This window comes from Halomonas sp. SL1, from assembly GCF_003030865.2.
Taxonomy (GTDB): domain Bacteria; phylum Pseudomonadota; class Gammaproteobacteria; order Pseudomonadales; family Halomonadaceae; genus Halomonas; species Halomonas halophila.
In genome coordinates this window covers 310,904-328,844 of sequence record NZ_PYUQ02000012.1, presented here as the reverse complement: position 1 = coordinate 328,844, position 17,941 = coordinate 310,904, and the positions used below count along the sequence as shown (strand labels likewise).

Annotated in this window: 16 protein-coding genes and 1 tRNA gene; 5 read left to right on the top strand and 12 right to left on the bottom strand. The window is 63.0% G+C overall.

Annotated elements, in window-relative coordinates:
• Window positions 1-409: 409 nt before the first annotated feature.
• From C9J49_RS07795 to C9J49_RS07790, 3 genes are all read left to right on the top strand, one after another.
• Window positions 410-1,039, top strand: coding sequence for a recombinase family protein (locus C9J49_RS07795; protein WP_107181883.1), 630 nt, complete (start codon window positions 410-412; stop codon window positions 1,037-1,039).
• 213 nt (window positions 1,040-1,252) lie between these two features.
• Window positions 1,253-1,492: a hypothetical protein gene (locus tag C9J49_RS16940; protein ID WP_146612976.1), complete on the top strand. Its 240-nt coding sequence runs from the start codon at window positions 1,253-1,255 to the stop codon at window positions 1,490-1,492.
• 480 nt (window positions 1,493-1,972) lie between these two features.
• Window positions 1,973-2,290, top strand: a complete 318-nt coding sequence (locus C9J49_RS07790; protein WP_220084853.1) for a Rha family transcriptional regulator — start codon at window positions 1,973-1,975, stop codon at window positions 2,288-2,290.
• Between the two features lie 108 nt (window positions 2,291-2,398).
• Here C9J49_RS07790 and C9J49_RS17150 read toward each other — a convergent pair whose 3' ends face one another.
• The 8 genes from C9J49_RS17150 to C9J49_RS07750 all read right to left on the bottom strand — a co-directional run bounded on the left by C9J49_RS17150 (window position 2,399) and on the right by C9J49_RS07750 (window position 11,338).
• A complete protein-coding gene (locus C9J49_RS17150; RefSeq protein WP_107181881.1) occupies window positions 2,399-2,791 on the bottom strand; it encodes a hypothetical protein in 393 nt (130 codons plus the stop codon).
• A 575-nt stretch (window positions 2,792-3,366) separates the two neighbouring features.
• The gene (locus C9J49_RS07780; protein WP_107181880.1) at window positions 3,367-4,233 is read right to left on the bottom strand and encodes an antA/AntB antirepressor family protein; all 867 of its coding nucleotides are present in this window, start codon (window positions 4,231-4,233) and stop codon (window positions 3,367-3,369) included.
• Between the two features lie 1,335 nt (window positions 4,234-5,568).
• Window positions 5,569-5,928, bottom strand: a complete 360-nt coding sequence (locus tag C9J49_RS16930; protein WP_146612974.1) for a hypothetical protein — start codon at window positions 5,926-5,928, stop codon at window positions 5,569-5,571.
• Window positions 5,929-6,271: 343 nt separating this feature from the next.
• Window positions 6,272-8,041 (bottom strand): site-specific integrase, encoded by a 1,770-nt coding sequence (locus tag C9J49_RS07770; RefSeq protein ID WP_107181878.1) that lies wholly within the window; start codon window positions 8,039-8,041, stop codon window positions 6,272-6,274.
• A 92-nt stretch (window positions 8,042-8,133) separates the two neighbouring features.
• A tRNA-Ser gene (locus tag C9J49_RS07765) sits at window positions 8,134-8,223 on the bottom strand.
• A 113-nt stretch (window positions 8,224-8,336) separates the two neighbouring features.
• Window positions 8,337-8,924 carry a recombinase family protein gene (locus C9J49_RS07760; protein ID WP_107181877.1) on the bottom strand — a complete coding sequence of 196 codons (588 nt, stop codon included), beginning with the start codon at window positions 8,922-8,924 and terminating at the stop codon, window positions 8,337-8,339.
• Between the two features lie 231 nt (window positions 8,925-9,155).
• Window positions 9,156-9,314 (bottom strand): YqaE/Pmp3 family membrane protein, encoded by a 159-nt coding sequence (locus tag C9J49_RS07755; protein ID WP_035593311.1) that lies wholly within the window; start codon window positions 9,312-9,314, stop codon window positions 9,156-9,158.
• Between the two features lie 317 nt (window positions 9,315-9,631).
• The gene (locus C9J49_RS07750) at window positions 9,632-11,338 is read right to left on the bottom strand and encodes a potassium/proton antiporter (protein ID WP_035593314.1); all 1,707 of its coding nucleotides are present in this window, start codon (window positions 11,336-11,338) and stop codon (window positions 9,632-9,634) included.
• Window positions 11,339-11,514: 176 nt separating this feature from the next.
• Here C9J49_RS07750 and C9J49_RS07745 point away from each other — a divergent pair, with 176 nt between their 5' ends.
• Window positions 11,515-12,693: an ABC transporter substrate-binding protein gene (locus tag C9J49_RS07745; protein ID WP_107181876.1), complete on the top strand. Its 1,179-nt coding sequence runs from the start codon at window positions 11,515-11,517 to the stop codon at window positions 12,691-12,693.
• A 24-nt stretch (window positions 12,694-12,717) separates the two neighbouring features.
• Here the strand turns inward: C9J49_RS07745 and C9J49_RS07740 are convergent, their stop codons facing one another.
• The 3 genes from C9J49_RS07740 to C9J49_RS07730 form a co-directional block, all read right to left on the bottom strand.
• Window positions 12,718-13,494, bottom strand: coding sequence for an alpha/beta fold hydrolase (locus C9J49_RS07740; protein WP_107181875.1), 777 nt, complete (start codon window positions 13,492-13,494; stop codon window positions 12,718-12,720).
• A gap of 18 nt (window positions 13,495-13,512) precedes the next feature.
• A complete protein-coding gene (locus C9J49_RS07735) occupies window positions 13,513-14,187 on the bottom strand; it encodes a 7-cyano-7-deazaguanine/7-aminomethyl-7-deazaguanine transporter (RefSeq protein ID WP_111382299.1) in 675 nt (224 codons plus the stop codon).
• A gap of 126 nt (window positions 14,188-14,313) precedes the next feature.
• Window positions 14,314-16,224, bottom strand: coding sequence for a propionyl-CoA synthetase (locus C9J49_RS07730; protein ID WP_107181874.1), 1,911 nt, complete (start codon window positions 16,222-16,224; stop codon window positions 14,314-14,316).
• 296 nt (window positions 16,225-16,520) lie between these two features.
• On the opposite strand from C9J49_RS07730, the gene C9J49_RS07725 reads away from it, so the two are divergent.
• Complete coding sequence (locus C9J49_RS07725; RefSeq protein ID WP_035593326.1) at window positions 16,521-16,847, top strand: helix-turn-helix transcriptional regulator; 327 nt, start codon at window positions 16,521-16,523, stop codon at window positions 16,845-16,847.
• A 5-nt stretch (window positions 16,848-16,852) separates the two neighbouring features.
• On the opposite strand, the gene sohB is transcribed toward C9J49_RS07725, so the two are convergent.
• Window positions 16,853-17,890 carry a protease SohB gene (sohB, locus tag C9J49_RS07720; protein WP_107181873.1) on the bottom strand — a complete coding sequence of 346 codons (1,038 nt, stop codon included), beginning with the start codon at window positions 17,888-17,890 and terminating at the stop codon, window positions 16,853-16,855.
• Between the last annotated feature and the right edge of the window lie 51 nt (window positions 17,891-17,941).

Below are 17,941 nucleotides of genomic sequence, written 5' to 3'. Positions count from 1 at the left end.
ATAACTCATGCATAATAGTTTTTCGAGCACATAAATTTCCAGCTGTTGAGTATTTATATTTCTTCTTCGCAAGAAGCTCGGATTTGGTTTAGCAGTACTTTTATCTTCAAAATGTTTATAGTCTAACTTCAAGAGCTAGCATCGTGAACACATAACGCAAAAATAAACCGAGGCACACAGACGAGCAAACAAATTACTAGCCGTGTATCCCCGGCGTCCATCCTGTAGAGCCGCATCGGTCTGCCTGTCGATGTGCCTCTGAGATAGTAACCATTAGGGTGTACCTGAGCGAGCACGCCACAAGACGCCCTATATCCGTATTCACATGCATGGATTGACAACCCTAACGAGCACACCTATTGTGAACACATCCAAGTGAATACAGTGCTCGACAAGGGAGTGAACGACGATGCCTTACATCCGTGCCTACCTCCGTGCCTCCACCGATGACCAGAACGCCAGCCGTGCCCGTGAGGCGCTGACCAGCTTCACCAGTGAGAAGGGAGTGACGGTCGCTTCGTGGTACATCGAGAACGCCAGCGGGACCAAGGCCGACCGTACTGAGCTGGCACGGCTCATTGATGATGCTCACCCTGGCGATGTGCTGCTAGTCGAGCAGGTGGACCGACTGACGCGCCTGACGAAAGGCGATTGGGACAGGCTCAAGGGCGCCATCCAGAGCGCGGGCCTTCGGGTCGTCTCCCTGGACCTACCGACGAGCCACGCGGCGCTGACCGTGGGCAACGGTGACGACTTCACCGGGCGGATGCTCGACGCGGTGAATGCCATGCTCCTCGACATGCTGGCGGCAGTCGCTCGCAAGGACTACGAGGACAGGCGTAGGCGTCAGGCCCAGGGCATCGAGAAGGCCAAGCAGGATGGCCGCTACAAGGGCCGTCCAGTGAACGAGGAGCTACATAGGCGAGTCATGGAGCTTCGAGAGCAAGGCTTCAGTGTCCGCAAGACTGCCGATATCGTGGGCTGTGGTGTCAGCACCGTCCAACGGGCGATGAAGCGAGTCGAGCAGCCCGCTCAGTGAGGACATCGAGCAGCAGGACACCAAGGCAGGGCCAAGCGGTCCTGTTTTTTTTGTGTCGGCTCGAAGCCTTCCCCTGGTGCATCGGTTATCACCGAGAGGCAGTCAGCGCGGGCAGCCTGAGAGAAGTCCATCCATCCTTGTTCGAATTAGACTCTTGGCCGGGTTTATCCCTTTATAATCAATACTTTACTCGTTATCTGCATGGCCTGTAGCGTGCCGCTGCTGGCGCTCATCGAGGGCGTCAAGGACTACCACCAGACACAGCAAGGAGCCGAAGCAATGCGGATCGAGTTGACACGCTGGGGCATGGAGCTGGCCATCATGGGACTGATCGTCAGGCTGGTCGCGGGAGATGTCTTCCTGCGGGTGCCGATGGTTGGACTACTGGCATGGAATCAGTGCGGCCTGTCCCTGGATCGCTGGTCGGATGCCAAGCATGAGCCGGTGCTGTAGGCGCTGACGCTCAGCCATGGTGGGGGTGGGTGCCTTCGTCATTCATCCCCCCCGTGGGTGCCTCGAAGATCGACTTATAGCCGCCATCATGCGCCCGCTCGGGGGCGGGCACCGGGGAAGCGCGTTCCTTATATACACTCAATTACCGGCTCAGATGTGCGCCACAAAATGGCCGGGGGTGAGGCTGTAGGAGTCCCTTGGAGTCCCGTTCCTCTGGCGATGTGAAGGCCATACGGAGTCGAAGACGTGCCGGTAGGAGTCCCGCCGGAGTCCCGTTCCTCCAGCTCAGCGATGGACACACGGAGTCAGACGAACACGGGTGGATCACGTTCCGGCGTGTCTAGTGCCCGCGCCACGGCGGCACACCCACAGTTTGTGGGCGTACATCAGGGCCACACGAGCAAATCGGCAGGGCCAACGCTTTGATGGTCTGCCAGATCTAGCGAGAGAGCGCCTACCACCAACACCACCGAGATGACCATGAGCAGCCGCGAGATCGCGGAGGTGGTTGAATCTACCCACGGCAACGTGAAGAGGACTATCCGTGCCCTGGCTGATAAGGGGCTCGTCACTTTCTATCAATCTGAGAGAAAGGCCACGCTCGGGCGGCCCATGGTCCTTTTCAACGTCAACAAGCGCGACAGCTATGTGATCGTCGCCCAGCTTTCCCCGGAGTTCACCGCTCGACTGGTGGACCGCTGGCAAGAGTTGGAACGTCAGGTAGCCCAGCCCCAAGTCCCTCAGTCATTCGCTGAGGCGCTGCGCCTTGTAATTCTCGGGACGGGTATACGCCACTAGCGCACACCTCCCGATGGCTCATCTTTGAGTCATCTCCTCAACATGAGGGAGCGTTCTCGCTTCCCCCCATTGGGTAGAAGTCCGTCGATTGGCTTCACCGGCACGCGCTTAGTCGGCCCCACCGACGAGCAGATAGAACAGGCCCGCCGCAGCCTCCATGTCCCGTGTCTGTACCTTGAAAGCCTCACTCGCTGGCGCAAGGCAAGGGCTGGTCTCTCGGTCATGCCTCATACTGAGCAGCACACGGAGGGCCTGTGAGTCGCCATGGTCGAGGTCTTCGGGGCGGCGCTGGAGAAGGATCGACACGACGGCGGGCGTGACGTGGATGTCATCCTTGGTCAGGTGGACGTTGATCCCTCGCCGACAGACGGTCTTGTAGAGGTGGTGGAGCTTGGTCCGTGGGCTGGCGCCCTTGAGGTGGCGGACGGTGCGTACCTGGATAGGCTTCCGTGAGCGGGAGCGAACTCCCTCCGAAGCCGTCGCTTCTGCGTCGATGGTCATCTCTCTCCTAGCTCTCGTCTATCTCAATCCATCCCTTCAGATGAGCGAAGTGCTTCGGCGTCTCGGCTGCGTGGCTGGAAATGCCCCGGACCATACCGATGGCTCAGGTCTATACCATGCTCTTGGCAAGCTCGCCATACAGTGTTCAGTCCCACGCCGAAGTGTTCAGCCGTCTCAGTGATGGACGCTTCCCGTTCCCGGCGCCACTCAGCGATGGTCGTATAGTCCATCTCCCGGCTCTTCCCTGACGGGACATCAGACTGATACGACAGCCCGGCGTCCCGCCAGATCCGCTTAACGACTGACTCGGAAATGCCGAAGTGTTCAGCGGTCGCGCGTCGGGAAGCCTTGTTCTTCTGGCGCCACTCAACGACTTCGCTGGGGTGGACTTTGGGCTTTCGTCCAGGGGTACTTGCGGTTCGGTAACTCTTGGGGGCGCTAGAGATGATTCCCATTGTTTTGATCCTCGTCCTTTGCCTTGTCGTTGTATTCGACGGTTGATGACCAATGACAGATGGGAGCCCATAAGGCCCCCAGGAAGATGACGGTCCAAGTGATGGCCACGGTGGAAGACATCAGGCGGCCTCATTGTCAGGGGCGGAAAGGCCGTACTTGTCTGGATCAATGGCACCACCGAAAGTTGGCTCAAGGATGCCGAGTAGATCGCCCTTGTATGTCTTCCCAGCCTTGATCAGGGTGAAAGCCATGTCATAACAGCGGACGTACAGAACAAGGTCGTCCACATCGAGCACATCTCGAATGCCCCGCTTCCAGTGCTCCCTCCAGTCACTCGGTCGATGGCCTGTCAGGACTTCACACACGAGACGCTTGAGCAGCTTTTCATTGTCCGTCGCTACGCTGAAGATGTCGCCCTTGCTGATCTTCTCATCTCGGGCCATCCGTCCAGCTTTGGACCGGAAGTAATGCGTGATGGCATTGTCCAACTGAACCAGCGACCGGACTCGCTCAGGCTGGTGCTTGGAAAGGCGGAGGATGCCGTCTTCCATATCGAGGAAGTAGCAACGGATGTCATGGCCTTCAGCCGTGTTAGCTTGCATGGCAAGGTGAGCGGCCACGTCACGGGAAAGCAGGTAGTTGGTCTTCGGGCGACCTTGCTTTCCAGTGTGCTCGTAGAAGTGCTCAATCTCGTCTGCGCATATTTTTGGAGATTTTTCCCCAAAATAATCTGGAGCCATCAACGGATTGATATAGTGATCAGCCCATTTGTTGAACTGCTTGTGCGGCTTCCCGATCTTTTCCCAGAGCTTCCGGGCGTCGATCTGTGGCTCTTGCCGGTCCTCCACAATGGGGAGCACACGGCGGGCCTTCATCATTCTTTTGGCTTGTTCATCGGTGAAGCCGAGGACTGATGTCAGTGTCTTCTTCGGGGCATGGTTGATGTCAGTGACGATGGATCGTCCGTTGCGAGTGGTCTTGGTCATGGTAGTTACTCCAATCTAGAGCGCACCAACAGCCGAGCACACCCCCGGCAGTCCCCAAGCGGCCACTACCATGAAGGCACTGACTGCCGGGCACGACTGGAGATGCACTCTAGGCTGGATGCTCGGGTGAGGATGTAGGTGTAGCAGTTGTGCGGACTGCTTGTTGGTCAGCGGGAGTTGCTGACGGGGAGTCGGTGGGCTGACGCTGGACTGATTACCTCGGACACATCAGCTCTGGTACTTCCGGTCAGTCTCGTCTGTCGACTGAAGCGAATGGCTGGAAGCCATCGGCGAGTGATGTAACCCATCCATGTCAGAACAAACGAGCTAAGCGAGTTACCGGCCCATGTCTTCTAGCCTTGCCTCTGGTTGCTCCATAGATGACCAAAAGCATTGACAAGAAGACCCACCAGAAGTCAACCCATAGAGATGCTCATTATTGGTCATCTCATTAGGATGATTACTTCCAACGAAGCTCTACTAGATGAACTTAAAGGCTCTCTAATAGAAGAACTAAAAGCCGTTTCGAGATTGACCTCGCCATGGGCTGATGCCAGACGGAGCCTCGCTCCGCTCGGTCCATGACAAGTCCCCGGCCCACCTCGACGACGCCGTTACCTCCGTCGCGGGCCCTTGGTCGATGTTATCCACGTTCTCATGCATCCAAGTCATCATGACTGGACCGTTACTAGTGTCGCATCGAAGGACAAACAATCTCCCGACCTCGCGATAGACGCGATGCCGGTCTTACTGTGCAGCTCTTGCAAACTACTGATGCTGCTGGTGCTGCTGGTGTGCTGATGGGTTTTGCGTCGAACTCCTGTGTCGAGATCGTGCGCTTCGTCTTCATTTAGTGGGCGGTAATCACATCTGTCGCGATCTCCTAGAAACGTGTTCAAGTGGTTGTCCAGGCTGGACCTCCTCGATGCCATGCCAAACCTGCGCGAGCACCTGGCGAGCCTCTGTATCGTGTCACTACAGAGGGGGGAGATCGTCCTCGCTCGAACGTTGCGGGCTCCAGAGCGACCCAGAACTTGCTTACTCTTCTCCATTAGTGGGCCGTAAACCTTTAGTTATCGATTAAGGCTGGTCGAGAAGGAAATGGAATAGATGGGCAGGGCTCCGTGGGTGGAGCATACGCTGAGGAATGAGCCCAATGGAGAGACAGTACCTTCTCCAAAAGTGGGCCGTAATTGATGGGGGTGCTGTGTGTCGCTGTGAGAGGCTCTAGGGGTAGGCGGCAGGGATGCCCGCTCAACAATCGGAACAGCTGCGAGCGGGCGAACATTTGAGTTCTGAGGGATAGGTAACCGGCGAAGCCGATTTCATGATCTGTTAAGGAAGAAGATGACCCAACATAGAGCTGTTTACCCAAGAATAAGCACTCATGACCTGGTTGTTCTCTGGATTAACTCCTATGTCGTGGGGGTTGCCCTCGTGGTACTGCTTGTATGCCAAGCGGCATAGCTCGTTGTTGTTATTCTTTATAAGTGATTTTGCTTGGTCATCGCTCAACTCAGGGATAGCAATGAGAAAGGAAAAGCCTCCTTGATCGAGGGAATCAGTCTCAGCCCAACACAAGTGACCTTGGCTGATCTCCTTTTGATACGTAACTCGGGTCGGACAGTCGGGTTTGAGGAGATGATCTACATCACGACTACTTCTCTCATTCAGGGAGACTTCCAAGAGCAGCATGAGTTTCTCTTGTTCATCAGGTGTTCGTCCCAAGCAACCCAAAGTGTCTAGTATCTTGGTTTTATCATACCCACACTGCCTCAGGCTTCGCGCTCGCTCACCGTGCTCAATCTCGAAAGGGTTTCTGCGCTTCACCATTATGCTCTCCTTGCTGGATGGTCGAACCTAGAGACTAGGCGGAAATGCCTGGAAATAACAACCGCTTAAATGATGGTCTCGAAAAACATGGCATGAATAGGTTGTGCCCCCGGTTGCCGCCACTTCCAGAGCCCGCCTCGCCTGGTGCTGGCCGCGCACCATGCACAGGTCGTTCCCGGAGCCTCGCTATCACTGTCGCTTGACGTTATTTACCTTGATAGAGATGGCTCAGGTCGAGGCTTCGATACTCAAGGCGACAGATGGCTTCGTTCAGCGTCTCCAGCGCATAGCCCGAACCGTACCGCCCCGACATGCCCACCTCGCTGTGGCCTTGCAGGGCGTCCATGACTTCCTTCGAGATGCCCGAGTTCCGACAAGCGTCCTCGAAGTTGTGCCGAAGCGAGTGAAAGGCGTTCTGTCCGTGCTTGATCTTGAGGGAGTCGAGCAGCGCCCGGAACCGCTTGGAATAGACGGACGAGTAGTAGCCGTCGTTCCCCATGGGCATGTCAGGGAACAGCCGTTGGCTGCCTTGCTGGCGCATCTTCTCGACATGCTCAAGGAAGCCGAGCCGCTTCAGCTCGGGGTGGATAGGCGTCCGGCGCCAGCTACTAGTAGTCTTCAGTGACTTGTCATCGCCGTCGCCGTTGATGTCGATGAAGTCGATGTCGTTCTGGCGCGTCACATCCGAGACATAGAGTTGCAGGACTTCCCCCATCCTGGCCCCGGTGAACAGCGAAACCAGCGGCACCCAGTACATGCCCGAGTCCCGGGGCACTAGTGTGCCGGGCTGACGCCAGTGATGGAGCGACTTACAGCCGGTGAAGACTGGGGCCCGGAAGATGGCCCGCAGCTCATCCAGGGTGAAGGGGTCGCGTTCTTCACGGGCACGCTTCTTGATGGCCACCTTCAAGCCGTTCAGTGGGTTGGGCGGGCACTCGTCATAGTGCTTGGCGGCCCAGTTCCAGAAGGCGGCGGCGTACCCGATGAGTTTGTTCACGTTCTTGCCCGACATCGGCGCCATGCCCAGCTCCTCGGCTCGTTCGGCGGCCTTGTCGATGGCCAGCCCCTGGAGCGGCTTCTGTTTCGTCCAGTTGCTGGGGAGCTTCATAAGGACCGACTTGAAGGCGCGGCCATCGGCCTTCTCGTAGGCATCCAACGGCTTGTCGCCGACGACTATCATGAAGTTGTCGAGGGTGGTCCGGTGGTCGTTGGTGGTCTTGGGCGCCCAGCTCAGGGACTTCTCGGCTATCCACTCCTTGGCCACGGCGGACAGCAGTGGGCCTTGTCCATCATCCGACGACTGGCGTCCAGACGCTGGGGCGGCGGACTGTGACGGCAGCGAGTCCACGGTAGGTGTCGGGACTATCTCGCCCTCATTGCGTGACTGCTGGTCCTTTCCGGCGCGTAGATAGGCGGCTTGAAGCGCCCTGGCCAGTGGACGCCAGCTTGGAGAGTCTGGCGACAGGGCAAGCTCCACCCCGTCCCATGACAGGATGTCCTCGGCCTCGTCCATGAAGAAGGTATCCACCCGACCACGGGCATAGAGATGGCGGGTATGGCCTATGCTGTCTTCAAGCTCCTCGGCGTACTCATCGAAGTCCCAGCGTTCCCAGTCCGTACCGGGCTCGCCGGGTTCCTCCTCGAAGATGCCTTCCGTCCTTATCTCCTCGTCTTCTTCTAGGAGGGACGCATGGTATAGGGCCGCCAGTTGCTCGATCTGTTCAGCGGTGAGGGAGTCGAGGGGCTTGGCTTGGGCTGCCAGCCAGCGACGGTGATGGTCGAACTTCCGGTCTACTTCGGCGGCGGCCTTACGGACACGGCGTAGCGCCTCCTGATAGTCGGAGGTCTTGAGGGAGAAGGTCTCTTCAGCCTTGGGATAGCTGGCCTGGATGTCCTGAGGGATGGCGGCCCGGTGATAGTAGCGAGCGCCACGGCGATACAGGCGAGGATGTCCGGTGACTTTCACGGTCTTCATGGCCTCCCAATGTAACACTTCAATGGGACAGCCAAGCAAGAAAAAGCCCCGAGGACAGTATGTTACTGATTCCTCAGGGCCTAGTGTTCGAGTGGCGGAGGGACAGGGATTCGAACCCTGGGTAGGCTCTCACCTACGCCGGTTTTCAAGACCGGTGCATTCAACCGCTCTGCCATCCCTCCGGCTCACGGCGCATATATTACCAATCTTTCCGTTTTGGTCAAGAGTTTCATGCGATCAATGTGTTATCGCACTCCCCCGACGCGCTGAAGCTGGCGGTACGAGGGCACCAGACTCACTCGGTGTCGGCGAGACGCCGGTTCCAGTGCCGCTTGACGGTCGCGATGCTCAACCCGGAACGCGCCGCTGCCGCCGACTGGCTGACCCCCTGGTCCTTGAGCGCCTGCACCCTCTCGGTGGTATCGGTCGCCACGGGCCGACCGAGCTTCTTGCCCTGGCGCCTGGCCCGAGCCAGCCCTTCCCGGGTTCGCTCGCGGCGCCGGCCACGCTCGAGCTCGGCGAAGGCCTCGAACATGCAATGCAGCGGATGGCCCCCGCGGCTTGCCAGGTCATGCATCGGCAAATCCAGCGACACCACGGACGCACCGATCTCGGAAAGACGGGCGATACTCTGCTGAACGTCGATGCTGTCGCACCCGAGCCGATCCAGCTTCAACACCACCAGGGTGTCACCGGGCTCCAGCTTGTGCTCGACCAGGGTCCGGAAGGCCGGACGCTCGCTGGCCGGCACCAAGGCGCCAACCGACTCACCGACCGCCCGATAAGGCACAACGGGATAACCGGCGGCCGCGATGACCGAGAGCTGATCATCGAGAGCCGACTCCCCGGATCCGACACGACAATACGCGAAAGTTCTTCCCATGCTGCTCCCGATCCCTGGCGCCACCGATTCACGACCCGCAAGACTGGAGTCATATAACGCTTATTTAGTGATACCAATCATAAGCGGGAAATCCGGTATCACCAAGTCGGACATCACCTTTATTGACACCGAGAAGAGTGACGAGAGAGGGCGAACGCCAGGGACCCAAGGCAGCCACCGGAAACCGAAAGGGGCGGCCAACGCCGCCCCCGCTAGATACCTTTGTGCAGATCACCGCCTGGCGATGATCCATACCGCATGCACGATGCCGGGAATGTAGCCCAGCAGGGTCAGCAGGATGTTGACCCAGAAATGCAGGCCGAAGCCGACCTGAAGAAAGACCCCCACCGGGGGCAACAGAATCGCCAGCAGTATACGAATCAGATCCATGGGAGCACTCCTTGTGTCGATCACTGCGCATCGCCGAGGTCGCGACCACGCTTGCTGTCGTGAAAAAACGTTCAACTTCCCGAACCGGCGGCCGATAGGGAAACGACATCCATCGCAACCCCTCGACGCCTGGGAGGTATCTTGTCGTTCCCCACCGAGTATGGCATGTGGATCGCCAGCGCCGCATCACTGATCGGCGCCATCGTGGTCTGGCGCATCGCCAAAGCCAAGGAATAACCCCGACCCGCCCTTTCCCCTGAACCCGACCGGCCGCCCAGTCCTCGCCTGCCGAAGACGCCCGCATGCCGGTCCGGCACTCAATAGAGCCGCAGCCCCACCCGCGTCACCCGGTTGCCATCCATCTCGTTGACGACCCAGTGGATGCCGTGCCAGTCCACGTCGTCACCGACCACCGGATGCCCACCGACGCGCAGCGAGATGAAGTCGGCGAGCGTCATGTCGTGCTCGCCCGGGCTCAGCGTCAGGCCATAGGCCTCGGCGATATCACCCAGGCGCGCATCGCCATTGAAGTTGAAGGCACCGAAGAACGCGCTCTGGCGACGGAGCGTCGCGTCGCCATTGAACAGCCGGTTGAGGGCCGGCAGGTCGTCGCTGCGGCCGATCACGCACAGCACGTCCCCGCGCTGCAGCTGGGTGCTGCCCTTGGGGTGGACCATCACGCCATCGCGGAACAGGGCGGCGATGATCGCCCCCGAAGGGAAGCGCAACAGCCGGATCGGCACCTCCTCGAGGTCGGTGCTCTCCACGTGATAGACGAACATCTCGAAGTCGTTGTCGTGCTGGATCCCCAGCGGCCCGCGCCGTTTCGGCGTCACGCTGGGCGGCAGTTCGACCCTGAGCGTCTTCGCCACCCATGGCAGCGAGCCGCCCTGGATCAGCAGCGACAGCAGCACCACCGCGAAGGCGACGTTGAAGTAGAGCGCGGCATTCTCGACGCCACCGATGACCGGGAAGATCGCCAGCACGATCGGCACCGCACCGCGCAGCCCGACCCAGGCGATGAAGCCGACCTCACGCCAACGGAAGCGGAAGAAGGGCTTGATGGCGATCACCACCGCCAGCGGGCGAGCAACGAAGATCAGCGCCAGCGCCACGACCGCGGCCGGCAGTGCATAGACCATCATCTCGCTGGGATTGACCAGCAGGCCCAGTACCAGGAACAGGCCGATCTGGCTGAGCCAGGCCAGGCCATCGTGAACCGGCAGAATGAAGTTGAGATGGCGCCCGGGGCGATTGCCGATCATCAGGCCGGTCAGGTAGATGGCCAGAAAGCCGCTGCCGCCCAGCGCACTGGTCGCACCGAACACGCAGAAGCCCAGCGCCAGCGCCAGCAGCGAATATAGCCCCGGCGCCAGATCCACCCAGCTGATGAGACGCGCGATCAGCCAGCCGGCGCCCAGCCCCAGCGCGATGCCGACGCCGAACTGCTGCAGGAAGAACAGCGCGGTATCGAGCCAGCCGCCGATCTCGCCGACCAGGACCTCCACCAGCATCAGGGTCAGGAAGATCGCCATCGGATCGTTGGTACCGGACTCGATCTCCAGCGTCGCCCCGACCCGCTCGTTGAGGTTGATGCCGCGCCCGCCGAGCATCGAGAACACCGCTGCGGCGTCGGTGGAACCGACGATGGCCCCCACCAGCAGGCCCTGGACCAGGCTCAGCCCGAACACCCACATGGCGATCAGACCGACCAGCGCGCTGGTCACGAACACCCCGAGGGTCGCCAGCGACAGCGCCGGCCGGAAGCCGACCCGGAAGGTCTTGAGTCGGGTGCGCAGCCCGCCGTCGAGCAGGATCATCGCCAGCGCCAGGTGCCCGATCAGGAACGCCAGCGGGTAGTCGTCGAACTGGATGCCGAGCACGCCCTCCTCGCCCGCCAGCATGCCGAGACCGAGGAAGAGCAACAGCAGGGGAACGCCGACCAGGGTCGAGAGCCGGCTGGCCAGCACGCTCAGCGCGATCAGGAAGCCGCTGAGCAGAAAGAGGGTATTGATCGTATCCATGGCATCCTGCCCCAGAAGGTCATCCAAGTATCTCATGGCGCGCCGGTGGTCGCGACGATGGCGCCACGTTGACCGCCACGCTGGCCAGGCGGGACCGGGCGCCGATAGACTAGCCGCGATCATCCCCTTGCCCGAGCGCCTCATCGCAGCGCCCGGGCATCGCTGGAGCCGCTCACATGCTGTCATTCATCCGCCGCCCGGCGCGCCCCCGCACCTGGGCCACCCTGACCCTGGCGCTCAGCCTGCCGGCATTACCCGCGCTCGGCCATGCCGCCCCGGAAGCGCCCGAAGGCGGCTACCCGCCGCTCGGCACCGAGGTCATGGTCCCCGACCTGGGGCGGAACACGCCATCGGAGGCCACCGAGGATCCGCTGGCGGCCTTCGAGGGGCGTTCCGGCGGCCCCGCCGTGGACACGCCCACACGCCCCATCGCGCCGGCCGTGGCGGTGGGTCCCGTCGAGCCCATCGCGCCACCACCGGTCACGCGGCTCTCGCTGATGCTCGACTGGTATCCCAGTCCGCGCCACGCGGCGCTGTTCGTGGCCCGAGAACTCGACCTGTTCAGCGAACGCGGTCTCGAAGTGGAGATCCGCACGCCCGCCGACCCCAACGTGCCCGCCAAGCTGCTGGCGACCTCCCGCGTGGACCTGGCCCTGACCCGACAGCCGCTGCTGCACCTGCTGGTCGACCAGGGCCAGCCGGTGGTCCGCGTGGCGACCCTGGTCGGCCTGCCGCTCGCGTCGCTGGTCCTCGACGATGCCATCGCCCTCGAGTCGCTGGCCGGCAAGCGCATCGGCCACGTCGCCCCGGACGCCGAGCAGGTACTGCTGGCCAGTCTGCTGACGCACCAGGCCCTCACCCGCGACGCCCTGGACAGCCCCGACCTGCATTTCCGGCTGGAGCAGGCCATGCGCGAGGGGCGCGTGGACGGGGTGATCGGCGCGGTGCGCTACCTGCTGCCCCGCGCCCTGGCCGACGACGGCCTGGCGACACGCACCTACACCACCGAAGACATCGGCGTGCCGCGCTATGACGGCCTGATCCTGATGGCCAACCGCGATGAGCTCGCCACGCAGCGCAAGGCCATCGTCCAGCTGGTGGAGGCCCTGGAGGAAGCCACGGCCTGGATCGTCGAGCACCCCAGTGCCAGCTGGGAGCTGCTCGCCGAGGCCGAGCCGGCCATCGATACCCCGGCCAACCGGGCGGCCTGGCCCGAGGCCATGCGCCGACTGACCCTCACGCCCGCGGCGCTTCACGAACGCCGCTATGCCGACTTCGAGCGCTTCCTCAACCAGCGACATCTGGTGTCGGAGACCACGCCGGTCGAGCGCCTGGCCATCGACCCCAACCGTTGACGCCGACGCCTGTCCCGGCGCGGCTCAGTCCGCCTGGCGTGCCAGAAAGTCGTTGACCACGGCCTGGAACGCCTCGGGCTGCTCGGCATGCAGCCAGTGGCCCGCCTCCAGGGTCTCGAGCTCGGCGGTCGGCAGCACCTCGCGCAGCGCCGGCAGCATGGCATCGGTCACGTAGGGCGAACGACTGCCGCGCACCAACAGGGTCGGGCCCTCGAAGGCGCCCTCGCCGTCCGGTTCGCCGCTGATCGACGCGTAGTCCTCGGCGATCTGATCCAGCCCGACACGCACCGTCATGCCATCCTCGCCGCGCACCAGGTTGGTGGCCAGGAACAGTCGCGTGGCGCGCTCGTCGATATGGTCCGCCATCAGCGCGTCGGCCTGGCGGCGATCGGCGGGCCGCTCGTCGCGCACGCGCCGCAGCGCGCCGAGCTCCCTGTCGTGGCCGTGCCCGTAGGCCTGGGGCGCAACGTCGGCAACGACCAGCGAGGCCAGCCGCTCGGGCGCCAGCCGCGCCAGGGTGATCGCCACCTTGCCGCCCATGGAATGCCCCAGCACGTGCGCCTTGGCCACGTTCAGCTCATCCAGCAGCGCCAGCACGTCGCGGGCCATGTCGGCGTAGCCCATGCCGGACGCATGGGGCGAACGGCCGTGGTTGCGCAGGTCCACCGCGATCACCCGGCGCTGCTCCTGCCACTTCTTGATGTGCGAGCGCCAGTTGTCGGCGCTGCCCAGCAGGCCGTGGATCACCACCAGCGGCGTGCCGTCGCCGCCGGTGTCGATATGATGGAGAGCGAGAGTCATCGTGAACTCCTTGTCGGGTTAGCGGAACTGCTCGGGCGCCAGATCGCGGTCGCCGGTCAGCGTCACCAGGCGACGCGTCAGCCAGCCCAGCAGCACGCCGTAGAGCGGCAGGAAGAAGGCCAGGCTGATGCCCAGCTTGATGCCGTAGTCCACCCAGGCGATCTCCGGCCAGTGAGTGGCCATGAAGGCATCGGGGCCGCGGTGGAAGGCGATCGAGAAGAAGGCGAAGGTATCGGCCAGGTTGCCGAACAGCGTCGACAGCGCCGGCGCCACCCACCAGGCCTTGAGCCGGCGCAGGCGGTCGAAGACCGTGACGTCGAGCAGCTGCCCCAGCACATAGGCCATGAAGCTGGCCAGGGCGATGCGCGCCACGAACAGGTTCCAGTCGCCCAGCGCCTCAAGCCCGGCGAAGCCACCGCGCGGAAATACCACCGAGACGACATAGGAGATCACCAGTGCCGGGAACATCACCCGCAGGATGATGGCCCGAGCCGGCTCCTTGCCGAACAGCCGCACGGTCAGGTCGGTGGCCAGGAAGATGAAGGGAAAGCTGAAGGCGCCCCAGGTGGTATGCAGCCCGAACAGGCTGAAGGGCAGCTGGACCAGATAGTTGCTGGCGGTGATGACGAGGATGTGAAAGGCGACCAGCCACGCGAGGCAACGGCGGGTCTGGGGGGGGGTAAGCGCGAACATCGAGCACCTTTTTGGGGGGGGGGGGGAGGGAACCCTCGTCGAATGACAGCCGGCACGCCGGCGAACGAGCGCGAATTATACGCGCCCGCCTGCCGGTGGCCAAACCCGCCTCAGGCAAACCGCGCCCTACTGCTGGCGTGCCCGTTCGGCGCTGCCCAGCGAACGCGCGACCATCGCCTCGTGTACGTCATTCAGGCTGGCCGGATCGTCGATGGTCGACGGCACCCCGAAGGCCTCGCCGTCGGCGATATGGCGCAACAGCTTGCGCAGGATCTTGCCGGAGCGGGTCTTGGGCAGGCGGTCGACCACCAGCACCTGCTTGAGACAGGCCACCGGGCCGATCATCTCGCGCACCCGCGCGACCAGCTCACGCTCCAGGGTCGCCTCGTCGCCGTCGAAACCGTCCTTGGGAATCACCAGCCCTACCGGCACCTGCCCCTTCAAGGCATCGTGGATGCCGATCACCGTGCACTCGGCCACCGCCGGATGTCCGCCCACCACCTCTTCCATCTCACCGGTGGAAAGCCGGTGGCCGGCCACGTTGATGACGTCATCGGTGCGCCCCATGATGAACAGGTAGCCGTCCTCGTCGAGATAGCCCGCGTCGCCGGTCAGGTAGTAGCCCGGAAAGGCCGCCATGTAGGCCGCCTGGAAGCGCTCTGGATCGCGCCAGATACCGGACAGGCAGCCCGGCGGCAACGGCTGCTTGATCATCACGCTGCCCTGCTCCAGCGACGGCGCGTCGTGGCCGCTGCGATCGAGGATGCGTACGTCGAAGCCCGGCACCGGCACCGTGGCCGAGCCCGCCTTGGCCGGCATCGGCTCCACCCCCAGCAGATTGGCGGCGATGGGCCAGCCGGTTTCGGTCTGCCACCAGTGATCGACCACCGGCACGTCCAGCATCCCCTTCAGCCAGTGGAAGGTCGGCGGGTCCAGCCGCTCCCCGGCCAGGAACAACGCCTTGAGACACGAGATGTCGTGGTCCTTCAGGTGCAGCCCCTCGGGGTCCTCCTTCTTGATCGCCCGGAAGGCGGTCGGCGCGGTGAAGAAGGCCTTGACCCGATACTCGGCGATCAGCCGCCAGAAGGCCCCGGCATCCGGGGTCCGCACCGGCTTGCCCTCATACACGACGGTGGTACAGCCGCGCAGCAGCGGCCCGTAGACGATATAGGAGTGCCCCACGACCCAGCCCACGTCCGAGGCCGAGAAGAACACCTCGCCCGGCGCCATGTCGTAGACCGCCTCCATGGAATAGTGCAGCGCCACGCCATAGCCGCCGGTGTCGCGCACCACACCCTTGGGCTTGCCGGTGGTGCCGGAGGTATACAGCACGTAAAGCGGATCGGTGGCCTTCACCGGCACGCAGTCGGCCGGCGCCGCCGCGGCCTCCAGCGTCGCCCAGTCATGCTCGCCCTCGCCGAGTTCGGCCAGGCACTGCTCGCGCTGCAGGATCACGCAGGCCTCGGGCCGGTGGGCGCTCTGTTCCAGCGCCGCCCGCACGATCGGCGGGTAGGGCAGCACCCGGTCGACTTCGATGCCGCAGGACGCGGCCACCACCACCTTGGGCTCGGCGTCCTCGATACGCACCGCCAGCTCGTGGGGCGCGAAGCCGCCGAAGACCACCGAGTGAACCGCTCCCAACCGCGCGCAGGCCAGCATGGCGATCGGCGCCTCCGGCACCATCGGCAGATAGATGACCACCCGGTCACCCTGCTCGACACCGAGATCACGCAGCGCCCCGGCGAAACGCGCCACCCGGTCACGCAGCTCGGCATAGCTGAGGCGAAGCTTGCCCCCGCTGACCGGCGAGTCCCACAGCAGCGCGGCCTGCTCGCCTCGCCCCTGCTCGATGTGGTGATCGAGGGCCGCGTGGCACAGGTTGAGCTCGCCGTCGGCGTACCAGCGGGCGTGGCCCTGTTCGTCGTACTCGAGGATGCGCGTGGGCGGGGCAACCCAGGGCAGGCGCTCGGCCTGCTCGGCCCAGAAGGCCTCGGGGTGCTGGATGGAACGCTGGAATTCGCTGCGATAGCTGGACATGGAGGCCTGCCTGTTCGATGAATGTCACCATAATTGTTGACACACTAGAACAGAAGAGGCCCGCAGACCCTCATACCAAGGGCGAAATTCGACAAATGGACGATACTAGCCATCTAGTTGTCGACAAACAGCACCGTCACGGCGTGACAACAGGGTCGCGGTGCCGACCCTGAACTATAATTGAGCAATGACTGAATCAGGAAAGATGTGACGGATCACGACACCGTCCAGAAGCTTGCCAACCGGGCAGGGACGACCACCATCGGCTGCATCGGCAGCATGAGGGGTGAGACATCATGAGCACTTCGCAACGTCAGGCCGCACGCCTGCTGCACGACGGGGATGACGTCATCGATCAGGCCAGCGCCCTGCTCAAGGCGATGGCCAACGACAACCGGCTGCGGATCCTGTGCCTGCTGGACGGACAGGAGCTGTCGGTCACCGAACTCAACCACCAGCTGGCGCTTAGCCAGTCCGCCCTTTCCCAGCATCTGGCCATCCTGCGACGCGAGCACCTGGTCAGTACCCGGCGCGCGTCGCAGACCATCTACTATTCGCTCAACGGCGATCGGGCGAGAACCCTGCTGTCGGCCCTCGCCCAGATGGAGCTGGGCGGCGACTGAGCCGCTCAGCGCTTCTGCCAGCCCCGCGCCTCCAGGCCCTCGACAACCCGCTCGATCCCGCATTCCACGCCGTGCGACACCGCCAGCCCCAGTCGTCCGGCCAGCGACTGACGACGCTGCAGGCGCAGCGATACCACCCGCGCCTCATTCATGCGCTCGACGAGATAGGCCTCGCTGGTGCCGATCTCGTCGGCCAGTCCCCGGGGCAGCGCCTGCTGCCCGTACCAGCTCTCGCCGGTGGCCACCGCCTCGATGTCCAGGTCGGGGCGGCGTTCGGCGACGTAGTGCTTGAACAGCCCGTGCACGTTCTCGAGATCTTCCAGGAACTTCTCGCGCCCTTCTTCGGTATTCTCGCCGAACACCGTCAGGGTGCGCTTGTAGCGACCCGCGGTCAGCACCTCCACGTCGACGTCATGGCGCTTGAGCAGGCGATGCAGGTTGGGCACCTGAGCGACCACGCCGATCGAGCCCAGCACCGCGAAGGGCGCGACCCGCAACCGGTCGGCGCAGCAGGCCATCAGGTAGCCACCGCTGGCCGCCACCTTGTCGACGCACACGGTGGTGGAAAGCCCCGCCTGGCGCAGCCGATCTAGCTCGGCAGCGGCGAGACCATAGGCATGCACCAGCCCGCCGGGCGACTCGAGGCGCACCACGACCTCGTCCTGCTCGCCGGCCACGTCCAGCACCGCCGAAACTTCCTCGGCGAAGCGCCCGGTGGCGCTGGCCTTCAGGTCGCCATGGAAATCCAGCACCCAGACCGTGCCGGCGGCCTCGGTGGCCTCGCCCTTCTGCTTGCCGCGCGCCTTGTCGTCGCGCCGAAAGGCCTTCTGCAGCCGCTTGCGCGCGCCGGGCTCGCTGGCGGCCAGCTGCAACCGGCGACGGCGACGGCGGCGATCGCCGTTGAGCTCCTCGACCCGCAGCCGGGCCTGCTCGCCCTCACCGCCGCGGGCACGCATCACCACCATCACGCCCAGGGTCACGATGACCACCAACGCCACCAGCTGGGCCAGGAACATGCCGAAATCCGTCAGCCACTCGTTCACCGTGTCTCTCCTTCGTGGGGTCAATCCTTCGCGGCGTCGTTCGCCCGAGGC